General features: G+C 38.6%; 17 protein-coding genes. 5 read left to right on the top strand and 12 right to left on the bottom strand.

From position 1 onward, the window contains the following. The first annotated feature begins 55 nt into the window (after positions 1-55). Positions 56-1498 (top strand): FAD-binding protein, encoded by a 1443-nt coding sequence (locus ACIQ0C_RS16460; RefSeq protein ID WP_403061831.1) that lies wholly within the window; start codon positions 56-58, stop codon positions 1496-1498. After that, positions 1495-2064 carry an MFS transporter gene (locus tag ACIQ0C_RS16455; RefSeq protein ID WP_403061828.1) on the top strand — a complete coding sequence of 190 codons (570 nt, stop codon included), beginning with the start codon at positions 1495-1497 and terminating at the stop codon, positions 2062-2064. The genes ACIQ0C_RS16460 and ACIQ0C_RS16455 overlap by 4 nt, the downstream gene beginning before the upstream one ends. A gap of 249 nt (positions 2065-2313) precedes the next feature. On the opposite strand, the gene ACIQ0C_RS16450 is transcribed toward ACIQ0C_RS16455, so the two are convergent. Together ACIQ0C_RS16450 and ACIQ0C_RS16445 are read right to left on the bottom strand one after the other, a co-directional pair. Next, entirely contained in the window at positions 2314-3198 is an 885-nt protein-coding gene (locus ACIQ0C_RS16450) for a DMT family transporter (RefSeq protein ID WP_403061825.1), read from the bottom strand. Continuing rightward, a complete protein-coding gene (locus ACIQ0C_RS16445) occupies positions 3199-4155 on the bottom strand; it encodes a DMT family transporter (protein WP_403061822.1) in 957 nt (318 codons plus the stop codon). Between the two features lie 111 nt (positions 4156-4266). On the opposite strand from ACIQ0C_RS16445, the gene ACIQ0C_RS16440 reads away from it, so the two are divergent. After that, entirely contained in the window at positions 4267-5610 is a 1344-nt protein-coding gene (locus tag ACIQ0C_RS16440; RefSeq protein WP_403061819.1) for an aminotransferase-like domain-containing protein, read from the top strand. A gap of 526 nt (positions 5611-6136) precedes the next feature. On the opposite strand, the gene ACIQ0C_RS16435 is transcribed toward ACIQ0C_RS16440, so the two are convergent. The 7 genes from ACIQ0C_RS16435 to ACIQ0C_RS16405 all read right to left on the bottom strand — a co-directional run bounded on the left by ACIQ0C_RS16435 (position 6137) and on the right by ACIQ0C_RS16405 (position 12819). Further along, positions 6137-6736 (bottom strand): nitroreductase family protein, encoded by a 600-nt coding sequence (locus ACIQ0C_RS16435; protein ID WP_402841028.1) that lies wholly within the window; start codon positions 6734-6736, stop codon positions 6137-6139. 109 nt (positions 6737-6845) lie between these two features. Beyond that, complete coding sequence (locus tag ACIQ0C_RS16430) at positions 6846-7823, bottom strand: ring-cleaving dioxygenase (protein ID WP_403061816.1); 978 nt, start codon at positions 7821-7823, stop codon at positions 6846-6848. 438 nt (positions 7824-8261) lie between these two features. Beyond that, entirely contained in the window at positions 8262-9185 is a 924-nt protein-coding gene (locus ACIQ0C_RS16425; protein ID WP_403061813.1) for a DMT family transporter, read from the bottom strand. A 470-nt stretch (positions 9186-9655) separates the two neighbouring features. Then, entirely contained in the window at positions 9656-9841 is a 186-nt protein-coding gene (locus tag ACIQ0C_RS16420; RefSeq protein WP_403061810.1) for a 2-oxo acid dehydrogenase subunit E2, read from the bottom strand. Next, a complete protein-coding gene (locus ACIQ0C_RS16415) occupies positions 9842-10825 on the bottom strand; it encodes an alpha-ketoacid dehydrogenase subunit beta (protein WP_402841017.1) in 984 nt (327 codons plus the stop codon). It lies immediately after the preceding gene. Between the two features lie 12 nt (positions 10826-10837). Beyond that, entirely contained in the window at positions 10838-11833 is a 996-nt protein-coding gene (locus ACIQ0C_RS16410; RefSeq protein ID WP_402841014.1) for a thiamine pyrophosphate-dependent dehydrogenase E1 component subunit alpha, read from the bottom strand. 533 nt (positions 11834-12366) lie between these two features. Further along, entirely contained in the window at positions 12367-12819 is a 453-nt protein-coding gene (locus tag ACIQ0C_RS16405; protein ID WP_403061807.1) for a MarR family winged helix-turn-helix transcriptional regulator, read from the bottom strand. A 122-nt stretch (positions 12820-12941) separates the two neighbouring features. On the opposite strand from ACIQ0C_RS16405, the gene ACIQ0C_RS16400 reads away from it, so the two are divergent. Next, entirely contained in the window at positions 12942-13382 is a 441-nt protein-coding gene (locus tag ACIQ0C_RS16400; protein WP_403061804.1) for a GNAT family N-acetyltransferase, read from the top strand. Between the two features lie 239 nt (positions 13383-13621). On the opposite strand, the gene ACIQ0C_RS16395 is transcribed toward ACIQ0C_RS16400, so the two are convergent. Both ACIQ0C_RS16395 and ACIQ0C_RS16390 read right to left on the bottom strand, forming a co-directional pair. Next, positions 13622-14890, bottom strand: coding sequence for an erythromycin esterase family protein (locus ACIQ0C_RS16395; protein ID WP_403061801.1), 1269 nt, complete (start codon positions 14888-14890; stop codon positions 13622-13624). A gap of 29 nt (positions 14891-14919) precedes the next feature. Beyond that, positions 14920-15291 (bottom strand): hypothetical protein, encoded by a 372-nt coding sequence (locus ACIQ0C_RS16390; RefSeq protein ID WP_403061798.1) that lies wholly within the window; start codon positions 15289-15291, stop codon positions 14920-14922. 304 nt (positions 15292-15595) lie between these two features. On the opposite strand from ACIQ0C_RS16390, the gene ACIQ0C_RS16385 reads away from it, so the two are divergent. After that, a complete protein-coding gene (locus ACIQ0C_RS16385) occupies positions 15596-16120 on the top strand; it encodes a divergent PAP2 family protein (protein ID WP_403061795.1) in 525 nt (174 codons plus the stop codon). Positions 16121-16287: 167 nt separating this feature from the next. Here ACIQ0C_RS16385 and ACIQ0C_RS16380 read toward each other — a convergent pair whose 3' ends face one another. Continuing rightward, positions 16288-16995, bottom strand: a complete 708-nt coding sequence (locus ACIQ0C_RS16380) for a GntR family transcriptional regulator (protein ID WP_034312712.1) — start codon at positions 16993-16995, stop codon at positions 16288-16290. Between the last annotated feature and the right edge of the window lie 21 nt (positions 16996-17016).

Below are 17016 nucleotides of genomic sequence, written 5' to 3'. Positions count from 1 at the left end.
TTCATTCTTTTTCTTTATTTCAATTAAGTTTCAGACAAATTAAACGAGGAGTCGAATGCCAGATATCATGAAACGATTTTTATTTATCACCCTATATGCACTATTATTTGGATTATCACTGCTGGCCTTTAATTTCAAGCTTGACCACCCTATTGCAGAAGATATCAGCCGGCTGATGCCAGTTAAAATGAAAGCGATAATGGCAGAAGATAGTGAAGAAGCAATCAAAAAGGTCGTTTTGGATGCCAAAAAAAACGATGATCCCATTTCCATTGCCGGAATGCAGCATAGCCAAGGAGGTCAGACATTATATCCAAACGGCATCCTGCTCGATATGAAGCACTATGATAAAATACTTGATTTGGATGTAAAAGAAAAACGCATAACGGTCCAAAGCGGAGCAACCTGGGCTGCTCTCCAGGAATATATCAACCCATATGGACTTGCGCTGAAGGTCAGTCAATCTCAAAACATTTTTACCATTGGTGGGTCTTTAAGCGTTAATGTCCATGGCCGCGATATCCGTCACCATGCCTTAATAGAAACCGTTGAATCTTTTAGATTGCTTGACGCAAAAGGACAAATCATTACAGTTAGCCGCGAAGAAAATTCGGAGCTCTTCCATACGGTTATCGGCGGGTATGGATTGTTTGGAGTCATACTTGATGTAACACTCAACCTTACCGATGACGAACTTTATACCATTAAAACTAAATCACTTCATTATGATGAATATACGTCGTACTTTAAAAGAGAAGTCCTTCAAAACGATGATGTTAAAATGCATCTTGCAAGAATATCCGTTGCTCCTGGCTCCTATTTGGATGAAATGTATGTAACGGATTATTATAGGGCAAATGAACAAACAAGGCTATCAGACTACAATACTCTCAAACGGGAAACGATCATTGCCGTGCCTAAATTCTTTCTTGGCCTCTCACGTTATAATGACTGGGGTAAAAAAAGGTTTTGGGAAACTCAAAAAACCTACACGGCCAATATTGATGGCAACTTGGTTTCGAGGAATAATGTGATGCGGTCGGATTCGGCATTCATGGATTACAGCAACCCCAACAAAACTGAAGTGCTGCAAGAATACTTCGTTCCGATAGATCAATTTACTGATTATATCGATGACTTAAGAAGAACCTTATCTGATGAGGAAGATTTTAATTTATTAAATATCACAATTCGTTATGTGGAACATAATGATGAATCACTCATGTCATATGCCAAGGATGATATGTTCGCTTTAGTGATGCTCATCAATCAAGGGACAGATGACGAAAGCAAGGAAAATACCGGAAGGGTCATCCGTAACATGATCGATATTACGCTTGACCATAACGGCAGCTACTATCTGCCCTATTATGGGTATCCAACCAAGACACAATTATTTGAAGCGTATCCGCGTACGGAGGAATTCTTTCGATTAAAGAAGAAATATGATCCTGATAATCGCTTCTTGAATCTTTTCTATGAGGAGTATCATCCATGAATTATAAACGTTTTGTTTTTTACCAAGGCACTGTTGGAATGGCTGCCAGCATGATTTTCCCCTTTTATATTTTGCTAATCAAAAATGTAGGCACCAGTTATACGCAATTCGGGTGGGCATATGGAATATTCTCATTAACTGCAGCACTTAGCTATCCTCTAATCGGAAAATTCACTGACAAAACAGGTGACAAAGCATTTCTCCTTACCTATTCATGGGGGATGGCACTTATCCTACTTGCCTTTCCTCTCGCATATGAAATTTGGCATGTCTATCTCCTGCAAATCATTATGGGGGTACTTGGGGCAGTACAAAAAAACACTGAAAAAACGGTACTGGCAAGATATGTTACGAAGAAAACAGCGGGTGAGGAAATCGGGAACTACCATGTTTGGACATCCGTCGGTGCGGCAGCTGCGGTGATTGCAACCGGATATTTAGTCGACTTTTTAACGATCGGCAGCATCTTTTACATTGCCTCCTTAATGTTTGCCTGGAGTGGATTTATTATAATGAAGATGGAGAAAAACACTTCACTATCTAATGCAGAAAAAATAAAAATATAACATTTATTACTGGTTAGCGCCAATAAATCAGTTACCCCTTTTAGTAGAAGAAGCACCTGCATTAACATCAGCAGATGCTTCTTCTACTATATAATCATTTGCGGATCAAAAAACAAAATATGATCTTACAAAAAAATATTAAACCTGCTGCCCCTTTTCTCAATTTGGTTCCGTTAAATATACGAATACTAAAATTACTGGTTTATTAGTACAATTAAAGATGACTGACAAAGCACATATAATAAAATACTACTTTCTTGTCAATTTGGTTATTATTTTTCCGTCTAAAAAAAATAATGACATCATAATTATACCCATTCCAACCAACTGATGAATAGACAACGCTTCATGTAAAAAGAAAAAGCCTAAAATCATTCCGATGACAGGCACTATATAATTACTATATGAAGTAAATAATGCGCCTTCTTGCCGAATCAGCCTATTAAATAATGCATAAACAACACCTGCATGGAAAATGCCTAAAATCGCTAAGTAGATAGATTGAGCTCGTGCTAAATCCAATTTGAAAGATTGCTCAAACGATAGGGACATGGGAATGAGCAATGCACTGGCAATCAGTAATACATTTCTCATATGAATAACGGAAGATCCCTCGTTTAATTTCTCCATGAAAATCAATGATAATCCAAAACTCATGGCAGCCAATATCAATAGGATGTTACCCTGAACACTGTTAGAAAGGTCTTGGAATCCTTGTGTTGGCCAGGAAAGGAGGACAATACCTACAAATCCGAATAGGATACTTGTAATCTCCTGCCTTGTGCTTTTTCTTTTGAAAAATGCTAGTAAAAAGAGGATGGTAAAGACGGGAACCATTCCAATCAGCACCGCTGCGATACTGCTAGGCACCGATTTCTGGCCTTGTGCAATAAAGACGAATGGTAGCACAACCTCGAAAAAAGCAATGATTATATACCATTTATAATAACTCCTAGGTACTTTTCGCTCTTCTTTTGATAAAAAAAAACCAAAGAAGAGTAAACAGATACCGCCGATACATGCTTTGATGGCTGACAATGTAATAACCCCAACATTTTCTATGACTAATGCAATAAAGAAGAATTGAGATCCCCATATACCACTAATCAAGAGTAACAACACATATTTATTCATTCACTCTACCTCCCTTTTCAGCAATGGATCGGCAAAAGTCTTACTATTATGCTTTGATTGAATTCCACCAAAATAATTCGTGCCGATTACCCCAGCAAGAATAATCATTGCACCTATTACATGATAATAATGAATCGATTCATGTAAGAAAATCCCCCCTGCTATGATCGTAATCAATGTCGCTAAATTACTAAAAACGCTCATTTTAGATGCTGGTAAAATGGATAATGCATAGTTTGATAAAAAAGCAGTAAGCAGGGACGATAATACCCCAAGATATACGATTGAAATGAGGAATGCACTACTTGTGAAGGGTAATAAAAAGCTACTAATAGATTGGTTATTTATATGGTTGATGACGGCCATACTATTAAAAGCCACAAAACCAAAGAACGTCATCAGATAAGTTAACGTAAATAGTGAATATTGCTTTGTTACCTTCCTCGCTACCACATTATAGAGAGCGGCAGCAATCGAGGATAATAAGATCAGGATCGTTCCTTTCAAACTGTGAGCCGCAAGTTGCAAGTCATTCATGACAAAGATAAAGATAACTCCCATCACAGATAAATAAAGAAAAAATTTCTGACCGCTACCAGCGTGTTCTTTCAAAAATAATGAAGCTGATAATAACGTAAAAATTGGTATGGTCGCTTGGATAATACCCGCTTCTGAAGATGAGGTATAAACGAGACCAAACACTTGTAATGTAAAGAATAAAATTGGATAAAGGAACACCAACGGAAGAATTTTCAAAGTATCCTTTGCACTCATTTTCACTGATGTCCTCCTATACAGCTTAAAAACTATCGCGATCAACAAAGCCATCGTAAATCGATGTGCCAATGTATCTAGCGGACTAGCTTCCATTAATGATATTTTTGTAAAAATAAATGAAAATCCAATAATAATGGCATAAAGTATCGCCGCAAAATAGGCTTTTTTATTTTCTGCCATATTGATCCCCCTTTTCAACACCCGGCCGGTTGTTAGTATCGTATTAAAAGTTCCACTACGATACAATACAAATAAGTAGCATCTGTAACGGTACAGTTTTAGGAGGTATTCATGCTAAAATACGTAGCTTTGTTTAATGAATTTGAATCTCTAATCCAGAATGGACGGCTCAAACCGGGCTTTAAACTTCCATCGATTCGTCAATTAATCGATCAACATCAATGTAGTAAAAGTACAGTCTTGAAAGCCCTGCAAGAATTGGAAAAAAGGCATTTAATCTACGCGGTTCCTAAAAGTGGATATTTTGTCGTTCAAAAAGAATTTGATGGTAAAAACGAACCAACAACGGACATCGACTTTGTTACCTCAGCTCCCGACTGGCACCAATTTCCATATCATGACTTTCAACATTGCATCAACAAAGCAATCGATACCTATCAGCAAGAATTGTTTATCTATGGCACTCCAAAAGGACTACCCTCTTTAATTAAAGTGATACAAAAACAATTAGAGCAGTATCAGGTTTTCGCAAAAGAAGAACAGATTTTCATTACTTCTGGCGTGCAGCAAGCACTTTCCTTATTAACGTTAATCCCCTTTCCAAATGAACGTACTCATATACTTGTTGAGCAGCCTAGTTATCATCTATTTGTGGAGCAATTGAAAGCGTACAAAATTTCCGTGCTAGGAATTCAACGAACTGCAGAAGGTATTGATTTAGAGGAATTAGAGCGGATTTTTAGCAGTCAGGAAATTAAATTCTTTTATACGATGCCTCGTTTCCATAATCCGTTAGGGACTTCTTACTCTAAAAAGGACAGAGAGGAGATACTAAAACTTGCTGTAAAGTATGGTGTCTATATTGTAGAAGATGATTATTTAGCAGATTTCGAAGAAAATATGAAGGTAGACCCCATTTTTTCCGAGGATACCCATAACATGGTCATTTATTTAAAAAGCTTCTCTAAAATAATGTTTCCAGGATTACGCATAGGTGTTGCCGTATTGCCTAAACCATTAACGGACAGCTTCCAACTATATAAAAGGACTGCTGATATTGATAGTTCCATGATTTCACAAGCAGCCTTGGAAATCTACATAAAAAGCGGTATGTTTGAACGCCATAGAAACAAAGTGCGTCTCTCCTATTTAGTCCGTGCAAACTTGCTATATGATGCTCTAGAAAAGCATTCCACTCCAGGCTTTTATCGCCCAGCATCCATATGTATGAACGCTCATATCGTACTGCCTCATCGTTTAAATAGTACTCACCTCATCAATAACCTACGGAATCAACATGTACTGGTAGAGACGATGGGTCAAAATTATTTAGATGGCTTTCACCAGGAAAAATTATTAAAATTGAACGTGTCCAATACAAATATACAAAAACTTGACCAAGGAATAGCTCTCATTTTTAAAGAATTGAAGAACAAACAGAACTATTACTTATAAAGCTTTTACATAAGGTTATTAAACAAAAAAAGCAGTAAAAATATTTTTTCTGATAACAACGTAAAGCCATTAGTTACATACATTAACACTAGTAATCCTGAAATAGCATATGCAAATTGAGCTCAACCAAAAAAAGAGCTAAATAGAATTAGCTCTCATTTTATAGACAAAAGGGGTTCGGAATGGTCTCTTCCCGAATCCCTTTCACGATTTTATCTAGGGAATTATTATCATAATTTCAAAACAAGACTTGATTATATTCCATGAATTTTTACTGTTTTAAATGGGATGGAACTATCATTGTTGAAGGAAATTTCGACACTCCTGCAGAAACTGGCTAGCCCAGATACCAAAGACGCTTGCTTTTATGAGGCTTGGCAGACAGTCGGCGGAAAAGGAGCGGATTCCTGAAAACAATTTAAAGAAAAAAACTGCAGGCAAACTCACTTTTTCTTCGAGTGTTTGTCTACAGTCTGAGTGCCAATTAGAATTGGCACTAAAAAAAGTTTAACGTAATAGTCCACTTTTATTTATAAAATTTTATCCGATCCTCAAGTGGTTTGAATTCTTTATCACCTGGTTGAGCTGTTGGATTTCCAAATGGCATTTGCGCAATCAATTTCCAATTGCTTGGAACATTCCATTCTTTTTTCACTTCATCATCAATTAAAGGATTATAATGCTGTAAAGTTGCTCCCAATCCTTCTGCTTCAAGTGCAGTCCAAACAACTAATTGATGCATGCCTGATGTTTGTTGTGACCAGATTGGGAAGTTATCGGCATAAGTTGCAAATTGCTCTTGAAGTGATTTCACAACAGATTCATCTTCAAAGAATAATATTGACCCATATCCCGCTTTAAACGAATCCATTTTTTGTTGAGTGCCAGAGAAATCTCCCTCACCAACCGCTTTCTTTAAAGCCTGCGTCGTAATATCCCATAATTTATCATGTGCCGAGCCTGTCAAAACAACTAGGCGTGAAGATTGGGAATTAAAAGCCGATGGCGTGTGTTTTACCGCAAATTCAACAACTTCTTTAATTTTCTCATCCGATACTCCAACCTCTTTATTAATTCCATAATATGAACGTCTCTCTTTAATGGCCGTGTAAAAATCTTTTGTCATGATTCATTCCTCCAGAGCATTTTTTCAATTTCAATGATTATTCCATTTTTATTTCTACCTGTATTAGTATGGGCATATACCAATAAATCATTCGCCTAAAGATCGTCAATTATTCTTTAATGAATTCCTTGGTGCTTCTTACTGTATCAATGGGACGGACCAACTTTTCGATTTGATCCCGTTTCGGTTCCAGGAACGGTGGTAAAGATAACTTTTCACCGAGCGTTTCATATGGCTCATCCCCCATAAATCCAGGACCATCCGTGGCAAACTCGAATAAAATTTGCGGTGCCACTCGTACGTAAAGCGACTCAAAAAAGTGACGATCGACATAACCAGACGTATGAAATTGGAAGCTTTCCATTCGTTTGATCCATTCTTCCAGAACGGAACGGTCTTCAACGCGGAAGGCTGTATGGTGAACAGTACCAAAACCCTGCCGTGCCTGAGGAAGGATCGAATTATGCTCGACGATCACTTGTGCACCATTCCCACCTTCCCCTACCTCAAATAGGTGAAATGATCCTTCCTTGTCTATTTCTTTGAATAATAGAACTTTTTCCATCATTTCTTTAAAGTAATCGAAGTTGGCGATACGAATGAAAATTGGTCCTAATCCTGTAATAGCGTATTCCAGAGGAATCGGTCCTTTTTGCCAAGGAATCCCAGCTGCAACCCCTTCATTATTTTCATCTGAGATCAATTGATATTGCTGTTCATCAAAATCCACAAATGAAAGGTTCTTTTTACCAAATTGTTCTTGGATTCCTGTATTCCTTACTTCTAAACGTTCGAAGCGCTTTACCCAATACTCCAATGCCGCATCATTCGGTACACGGAAGGATGTTTTAGAGATCTCATTAGTCCCATGCACCCCTTTAGGAATTCCCGGAAAATCGAAGAATGTCATGTCAGTACCCGCACCGCCAACATCGTCGGCAAAAAACAGGTGATAGGTTTGGATATCATCTTGGTTAACAGTTTTCTTGACTAAACGCATGCCTAATATATTTGTGAAAAATTCATAATTTTTTTCAGCACTGCTTGTTATGGCCGTTACGTGGTGTATACCTTTTAATCCATTCATAAATTATTCCTCCCATTAAAACGATTCAATTTTTGGATGTTCAGCTTTTTCATTAATCCCCTATATTTTTCCGTCAAAAAGAATGGCTATTCATTAAAGGGGTTTGATAAGGTGTTTACTTACTCATTATCTTGAATTAATATATCTTTATTTAAAGATAATTTATCATGAATACCATTCACTGTCAACAACATTATCTCAAATTAACATATCTCAAAATGAAAATAATTTCAGACAAAATAACACACTGTCAATTTTCCTTAAACAAATACCATTCTTATATGGGTTAATGTCTATAGCTATGAATAGCGGCAAAGAAAATCAATCACTTCTTTGGCAAAAATGAATAAGAATTAAGTATAACGATTAATGTGTTTCAATACGAAAGCCCCCGGCATAAAACAAATCTTTACGTGAGGGCTATTTCGTTTTGGTTAATTATTTCACGTGATGCAATTCCGCTTGTTTTCCGGATGAAGAGTTTGTGCCATCAGTTTCTTTTGACTTCTTAGAGGAAAGATAAACTCCTGCGAAAATAATCAGCAGGCCAATAATTACATTAGGATTAATTGCTTCTCCAAGCAGGACATAACCCCAAACCATAGCGGTTGCAGGAATAAGGTATGTAACAGATGCGGCTAACTCAGGGCTGCCATTTTTATTGATGTAGAAATAGATCAGCTGGCCGATCCCAGAGCCAAAGCACCCAAGACCGACTATGGCGAAAATCGTCAGCGGTTCCATCAACATCACTGGCTTAATCGGCTCTGTTACTAGCATCCCGATCAAACCGATAATGGCACCCGTGAGCAGCGTAAACGTCGTAATGACCAATATGCTGGTACTGGAAAGAAATCTTTTCGTAAAATGACCGGCAAAACCATAACAGATGGACGCTAGCAGCATTGTCCCAATCCCGATGAATTCCTTTCCGAAGAGCTGACCGATTTGAAAATCCATCAATACTATAATTCCGAAGAAACCAATTAGAATGCCCATCCATTGTCGGGCGGTTAGAACGTATGAAAAAATGATAAATCCGATGATCCCCGTCCAGATCGGAGTGGTTGCATTTAGAATCGATGCCGTACTGCTGTTAATCTCTGTTTCACTTAAAGGTATTAATCCCCATGCTAATCCGCAATTGAAGATTCCGACAACGACCAGTGCTTTCCACGGCAATTTCCAATTGATTTCCCTGCACTTCCACCATAAAATGGGAAGCAGAACAACAGCACCCGCCAAACAGCGGAGAAATACAATCCCCCAAATGCCCGCAGGCGGTAGCAGCCACTTCATAAAAACAAACGATAAACCCCATATCAAACTAAGACCGATTAAAGCCCCGTATAATCGAAGCATGATGTTCCCCCCTTGCTACTTTCAATGTTCGCCAATCACTATACTGCGTTCAACATTTAATATTGCTAATAATTTGCGTGACTATCGACAATTACAATTCCATAATATGTACTTTCAAACGCCATACCTGATAGTTTCCATTATTCATCATAAGTCTCCTTTGCCTAGTATCCTTTACCATATAATACCACGCACTTTATTCAATACATATTTACGATATAAAAATTTTTCAAAAAATCACGGCGAAATAAAGTGCTCATTAAAGTGGAGATATTACATCCCCTCTCTATCGTAATCCAAAGGAATATTTTTCATAATAGATGATTTATTTAGTGCAAAAAAAAGCCTGGCAACCTTTTTTATCGTTGCTAGGCTTAAGTTCATTTTTAAGATTCAACCTCAATATAAACTATATAAACGGTTGAGTTTGATAATTATATTCTGATGATGTGAACTATTAATGTAAGGTATTACCCTTCTGCCATATCTTCAGGTTTCACCTTTAATGTTCGTGCTTTTTGGGCAAGTTCACGGACACCATTGGCGATTTCCTTAATAGATTTTTCATCAACATGATTAATCACGGGAACGAACAAAGCTTTCCCCAGCTGGGGTATTTTCATTTTTCTATATTCAAGGTTCGTTATGCCGATCATTTAATAGGCAACCAGGTCCCTCAATGCCTTTTCCACTTTTTCAGGATTCACCATGAATGATTTCTCTAACGATGGTGAATATGGCATTGCTGGAACATCCGGGCCAGCGAGTCTCATGATTGGGGCATCAAGATCGAAGAGGCAGTTTTCTGCAATGATCGCCGATACTTCACTAATGATGCTTCCTTCTTTATTATCTTCAGTAATCAATAGGACTTTTCCTGTTTTAGATGCAGCTTCCATAATGGCTTCTTGATCTAATGGATATACGGTTCGTAAATCAAGTATATGAACGGATATGCCATCACTGGCCAGCCTTTCAGCTGCCTGAAGCGCAAAATGAACACAAAGGCCATAAGTAATCACTGTAACGTCCTCGCCTTCACGTTTTACATCCGCTTTACCAATCGGTAAAACATAATCATCATTCGGCACTTCTTCTTTAATTAGGCGATAGGCTCTTTTATGTTCAAAGAAAAGGACCGGGTCATCATCCCGAATGGCTGCTTTCAATAAACCTTTAACGTCATAGGGTGTAGAGGGCATGACAATTTTTAGTCCCGGCTGATTCGCAAAAATGGCTTCAACGGATTGTGAATGGTATAACGCCCCATGTACTCCTCCGCCGTATGGAGCTCTGATGACGATAGGACAATGCCAGTCATTATTGGAGCGATAACGGATTTTTGCAGCTTCCGAAATGATTTGGTTGATTGCCGGCATAATAAAATCAGCGAATTGCATTTCCGCAATCGGCCTCATTCCATACATGGCCGCTCCGATGCCAACTCCTGCTATTGCGGATTCAGCAAGCGGTGTATCAATGACACGCTGTTCCCCGAATTGTTCGTATAATCCTGAAGTCGCTTTAAAAACCCCGCCTTTTACCCCTACGTCCTCACCTAATACAAATACACGGGGATCCCGTTCCATTTCTTCCCGCATCGCCATTATCACGGCATCTATATAAGATATCACTGCCATCTTCTTTCCTCCTTACCTTTCTGCGTAAACGTATTTTGAGAGCGTGTCTTCATTTGCAAATGGAGCATTTTCCGCATAATCCGTCGCTTCGTTCACAACTTCCATTATTTCCTCGTTCAATTGTTTCTCCATTTGATCATCCATGATTCCTACTGCTTTTAAATAGGCACCGAAAGTAATGATCGAATCCAATTTTTTCGCCTCCGATACTTCATCAGGCGATCTGTATTGACTATCATCATCATCGCTTGAGTGTGGTGTAAGCCTGTAGGAAACCGTTTCGATTAAGCTTGGTCCTTCACCACGCCTTCCTCTCTCGGCCGCTTCTTTCACCACCCGGTATACTTCGATCGGGTCATTTCCATCAACCGTCACCCCTGGCATGCCATAACCAATGGCCCGGTCCGACACTTTCCCGCATGCCAATTGCTTTTCAATCGGGATGGAAATGGCATATTGATTATTCTCGCACATCAAGATGACCGGAAGTTTATGTACACCTGCGAAATTCGCTCCTTCATGGAAATCACCTTGGTTTGATGAACCCTCTCCGAATGTAACGAACGAAACAATATCTTTACCTTCCATTTTTGCAGCGAGGGCAATCCCCACTGCATGTGGCACTTGAGTGGTAACTGGCGAAGATCCCGTCACGATGCGATTCTTTTTTTGCCCAAAATGCCCAGGCATTTGACGCCCGCCTGAATTTGGATCTTCTGCTTTTGCAAAACTGGATAACATTAAATCCCTGGCGGTCATCCCAAACGCAAGCACTACCCCGAGATCCCGATAATAGGGAAGGACATAATCCTTTTCACGATTCAATGCAAATGCAGCACCCACTTGTGCGGCTTCTTGCCCTTGACATGAAACGACAAAAGGAATTTTCCCTGATCTATTCAACAGCCACATCCGTTCATCTATTCGTCTTGCCAACAACATTATTCTATACATCTCAAGCACCTGCTCATCACTCAGACCTGCCTGTAGATGGCGGTTTTCAACCATATGTCATCATCCCTCCTAATAATTAAAACTTTTCCCTGTTAAAACCAGAATGTTTTCCTCATGCTGGCACCCAATTTAAAAATAGATCTCTGTATCACGAAATTACTAACCTTTCTTATTAGCTGTTTGTTTGTCTCGCAAACTGAAATTCTGTTATGTATCCAAGGAAGAAAAAGCTCTTTTATGTATGCATGCTTGCCATTCAACACCCTAAAATGCGTTATCATCTAGTATTATTACCTGGTACTAACTCAATGCAATATTATCCTACCACTTTTCATCTCACATTTTCAAGTTAATTTCACTTTGTTAAAGAGATAGTTCTGTTGAATTAAGAAGACACAATTGAGGAGCGGAGTTCTACGAAGATCTTAACAATGGTCAGTTTACTTAAAATGCAGCTGGATAATGAGAAAGAGGCTCAATTTCCAATCGGAATCGAGCCTCTTTTTATAAAAGTCTTATCCACAACCATTCCATTGATGCTTACTCCAATAAGTCATCCTTAAATCAGGGATAACATATAAGCTGAATCAATACCCCCTTTTATTTCCCTTTTTCACAAATTCCCAATCTACCTCAATATTTTTTCTCACCCTTTGAAGAAGTTGAAGCATCGTTTCCGTTTCTTCCAAAGAAAATCCGGATAACGCAACCTTGTCGGTATACTCTCCTTCTTTTTTCAAAAAGGGATAGACCTTTTCACCTTTATCGGTTGCATATAACTTTTTAATTTTTTTGTTTTCCTCATCATTTTTCTTTTCAATAAAACCTTGTATTTCAAGTTTTTTAATGGCACGAGCTGCTGTCGTTCGGTCAACCTTTATCATTTCTGCTAACTTTTCCTGAATGATTCCTGGGTTTTCACATATTCGAACAAGATACAAATACTGCCCTTTAGTAAGGTCAAATTCTTTAAATTCGATATTACTTATAGAGTCCAATGCCCTTGCTATCATGCCAATTTCGCGGAGTATTTCCTTCATTCAAAAAGCCCCTGACTTTTTTGTTGTATTTACAACAAAAATGATTTCATTTATACTAAAAAAAGATATACATGTATTATGACTTGTCTTTTTAAATAAATCTAGAAAAGGGATGAAGAACATTGGATTCAAAGAGAATAACCACTGAAAATGATTTAAAAATAGCCTTTCATATCAGAAAAGAAGTATTTGTGGAGGAACAAGGTTTCCCATTAGAAATTGAATTTGATGAATTTGATACACTTGATGCTTTATCTGAGCACATATTAGTCAATTATAATGAAAAACCAGTCGGAACTGGAAGGTTAAGAGTTGTTGATGGTTTAGGTAAATTGGAGAGAATTTGCATCTTGGAGCCATACCGTAAATTTGGTCTTGGTAAAATAATAATTAAAACGTTGGAAGAAATTGCAAAAGAAAAGGGTATTACTCAGGTTAAATTACATGGGCAAACACAGGCAGAGGGTTTTTATAAAAAACTCGGCTATCGGACTTCATCCGATGTCTTTATGGAAGATGGCGGTCCACACCTTTTAATGATAAAGGAATTAGTTTACGAATAAGTGTGTTAAATGTGAGTAAAAATTAACCTTTGATGGGGCTCCTACGATTAACCCAGGTCGTTCTTTAACTACCCAATCAGAGCTATCATGATATTTTCAACTGCAAAGAACAGAATTATTGGGTCCACTAACTGCTTTAATGATCGCTTTTCATAAGGCTTAAAATAAAAAGCAGCATTAGGAAAGGCACGAATAAGCCCTTTATAACTTGAATTGTTATAAAGGGCTTCGTCTTTATATTACATAACGGGTGCTACTTCATGCACAAGCGGGCGAAGGGCCTTAGTTTCATCAATGAAAATAAAAGCATCATATCTATCTGACATTACAGAAGGTACATAGTTTCCGTATTGTTCATATTCCGGCCGGTATACAACCCCGATAGCCCGATGTCCGATTCTGTCTTGGAATAGCTGACGATTTTCATCGGTGAAAATGAGCAACTTATCATTTGCGCCTGAAAGGTGCATAGCCTCCTCCCAACTTCCATTCATTGCCGGGGGTACTGTTTTTATTTCAAAATCCCTGCCCCATTCATCTGCTGCAATAACAGTTCCCCTGTAGGTTCCGAAACCTGTGATAAATACATCTTCCGTTGGGTTTTGTTCTCGAATGATTTGGCCGACGTTAATCATCCCGGAATCTCTCATATCTGTAGCGCTGGCATCTCCAATATGGGTATTATGTTCCCATACAATCGCCTTGCCTTCAGAACCGTAAAAATCCATAATTTCATTAAGTGCATCCACCATATGCATATCTCGAATATTCCATGATTTATCATCATGAACGACCATTGTCCTGTAATAATTTTCTGCATTATACGCTACCAATGCATTCACTTGAAGGTTCAAATTCAATTCTTCATGATGAGGGTATTTTTCTTTTTTTCGTTGAATTGTTGTCAGTAATTTGGCTACCTCCTCTATACAGTCTTCTGAAAAGATGCCTGCGGAAACTGCGTACTCCTCATTATTCCGATTGAATGGCTCAAAACAAGTGAATGCCTGTCTGGCAGCCTCGAGGTCAGGTGAATCAATTTGTTTTAAGTAATGGATGACTTCATCCATGGATTCCCAAAGACTATAGATATCTATCCCATAAAATCCAACTTTCGTTTGATTTTGTCCAGACTGATTGTATTCCTTCATCCATTCAATCAGGTCGATCATTTCCTCGTTTGCCCACATCCAGGTCGGCCAGCGGTCAAAACTTTTTAGCACATCCTTTGCGGATTTAGTCACTAGGTCATAGCCTTTAACATACCTATTTATTGCCTGGCATGCGGGCCAATCGCCTTCAACGGCTACAAAGGTGAACCTTTTTTCTTGAATCAGCTTTTTTGTTATTTCAACTCGGGCCGTGTAAAACTCGGATGTCCCATGCGATGCCTCACCAAGCAAAACAAATTTTGAATTATTAACTTGTTGAACGAGCTTATCCCAATCTGCTTTATTTGTAAGCATGACTGATTGTTCGATTATTGACTGAACAAGATTATGTTGCACGTGTTTTTCCTCCTTGTTACTTAGGAACATTATCGTTTGTACTCAGCATTATAAGAATTTGAACCTGCGTGTACTGACAGTAAAGTATCGGCGTAACCCACTAGACGATTTATAAGTTCATCACAAATAGAGTAAACCAGCTGAAAATTTTCTTCCTCAAATAGAACAGGATCATCCAGTATGACCGTTGTGTTAATGAACATATCTTTGTTTCCATATAGGTTGTAGTGAACGATAGCCTTTCCAGCAGCTCCCTCGGTAACTGGATCATTAAAGCCGGGAATGAAAACGAACCATTCTTCAGCAGTAGCGGACCTGAAGTTTTTTGTGAAAGACATTCCCTCGGTTACCGTCATGATCTTTTTTAACTCTTTTGGATTCATATCCTTGATCTTGTCCATTCCATTGCCACCTTAACACCATGTTAATAATCTTCCGTTATATATTTTCCTTAAATGATCCATCCTATAAATATTATTATTAAGTGGTGACCTTTCCGTAAAAAACAAGCCAGAACCGCTAGGAAATTTAGCTTCAATTGAACACGGACACAGAAAAAAGTGTTGTTTTGATCCATTAAGCAGGCTGCTATTAAATGCCGATAATCATGGAACTGCTGCATATAAAAATTATTATTGGGGTATCAAAAGAGGGAAGAAAAAATCCTGGATTGGGTTGGACTAGTCTGGAGCGGAGGAGTTGCTCATGGAAAAGATGAATCGGGGAATTTTAACGGCGCTGTCGGCGATCGGCATTGCGCAAGGGCTGAAAATTTTAACGCATTATAAGCTGACCGGAAAGTGGGACTTGAAGCAGGCTTTCACCACTGGTGGCATGCCTAGTTCGCACTCGGCCGGTGTGTCCGCTCTGGCATCCTATGTGGCAGCGAATAAAGGCTGGCTGCATACGGAAACAGCGCTTGCGACAGTGTTTGGCGTGATTGTGATGTATGATGCTCAGGGGATTCGGCGCCATACAGGCGAAATTGCCAAGCTAGTGAATGATCTTGAAGATAATATGGCGAAATTTTCCGGAGAGTTTCCGAGCTTTGAGTTTGTGGAGCGTGAGAAGGAATTGAATGAACTGCTCAGGCATCAGCCTGTGGAAGTGGGAGCAGGTGCGTTGCTTGGAGTGGTACTTGGGCTTATTTCGGCTAAATTGGAGGATGGCAATCCCTCCAAAACCAAACACCTGAAAACATTGGGCAAGCTTAGGTATACTATATCTTGAAAAAGGGTATATCAGTTAATCAAAACAATAGATTATATTAAAACATGCCTATTTTTTCATTTTAAATATAATTTCTTAGATAAACCGAACTAACTCAATGATTTTTGAACCTAAAAGACCTAAGCCTCTCTGCTTCTTGGAAAGGCTTAGGTCTTTTCATGTGAAATTCAATTCTTCCGAGACATTTTCATTGCGAATGAGTACATATCCGATCGGAATAACCCTTTATAATATTCTACTAAGTTACCATCAGAATCAAAAATCATTCGTTCTGTAATCAGCAAGCACATCGTTTCTGCTATACCTAAATGTTCTGCATCTTCTTTTGTTGGAAAGCCGCAGGTTATGATTTGTTCCGCTTCACAAAAGTCAATGTTTAATTCTCCTTCAAGTGCATCATACAATACGGTTGTACTTAAATCGAATTTCGTCAATTTTTTCCCTAGGTCCAAAGAATAATAATGCAATTCAATGGCTATTGGGACATCACCCTGTAACCGCAGCCTTTTAATATGGTAAGATTCATCCTCAAACCCATTTGCATCAGCTATATTTTCAGGTGTCATTACACGGCCATGATCTAGTAGTTTAATCCCCATACTTTTAGTGGTTTCCGTAAAACTTATCATCTTAAGCCATTCTTGTACAGGTTTAAGGGAAACGAACGTTCCCTTCCCATGCCTCTTTTCCAATATTCCCTCACGAACCAGGATGGATACGGCTTCCCGTACAGTGCTCCTGCTGACAGAATACATATCCATCAGTTCCCTTTCACTCGGGATTTTGTCTTTATAATAACCTTCCAAAATCTGATTTTCCAAAATGGTTTTCAATTGAGCATGTAAAGGGATTGGATTTTTAAAGTCTAGCTCCATAAAATTTCCTCCAAACAGAAA

The sequence above is a fragment of the Peribacillus sp. NPDC096448 genome, from assembly GCF_044762675.1.
In the GTDB taxonomy this organism is placed as follows: domain Bacteria; phylum Bacillota; class Bacilli; order Bacillales; family DSM-1321; genus Peribacillus; species Peribacillus frigoritolerans_B.
This window is presented reverse-complemented; position numbering and strand designations above follow the sequence as displayed.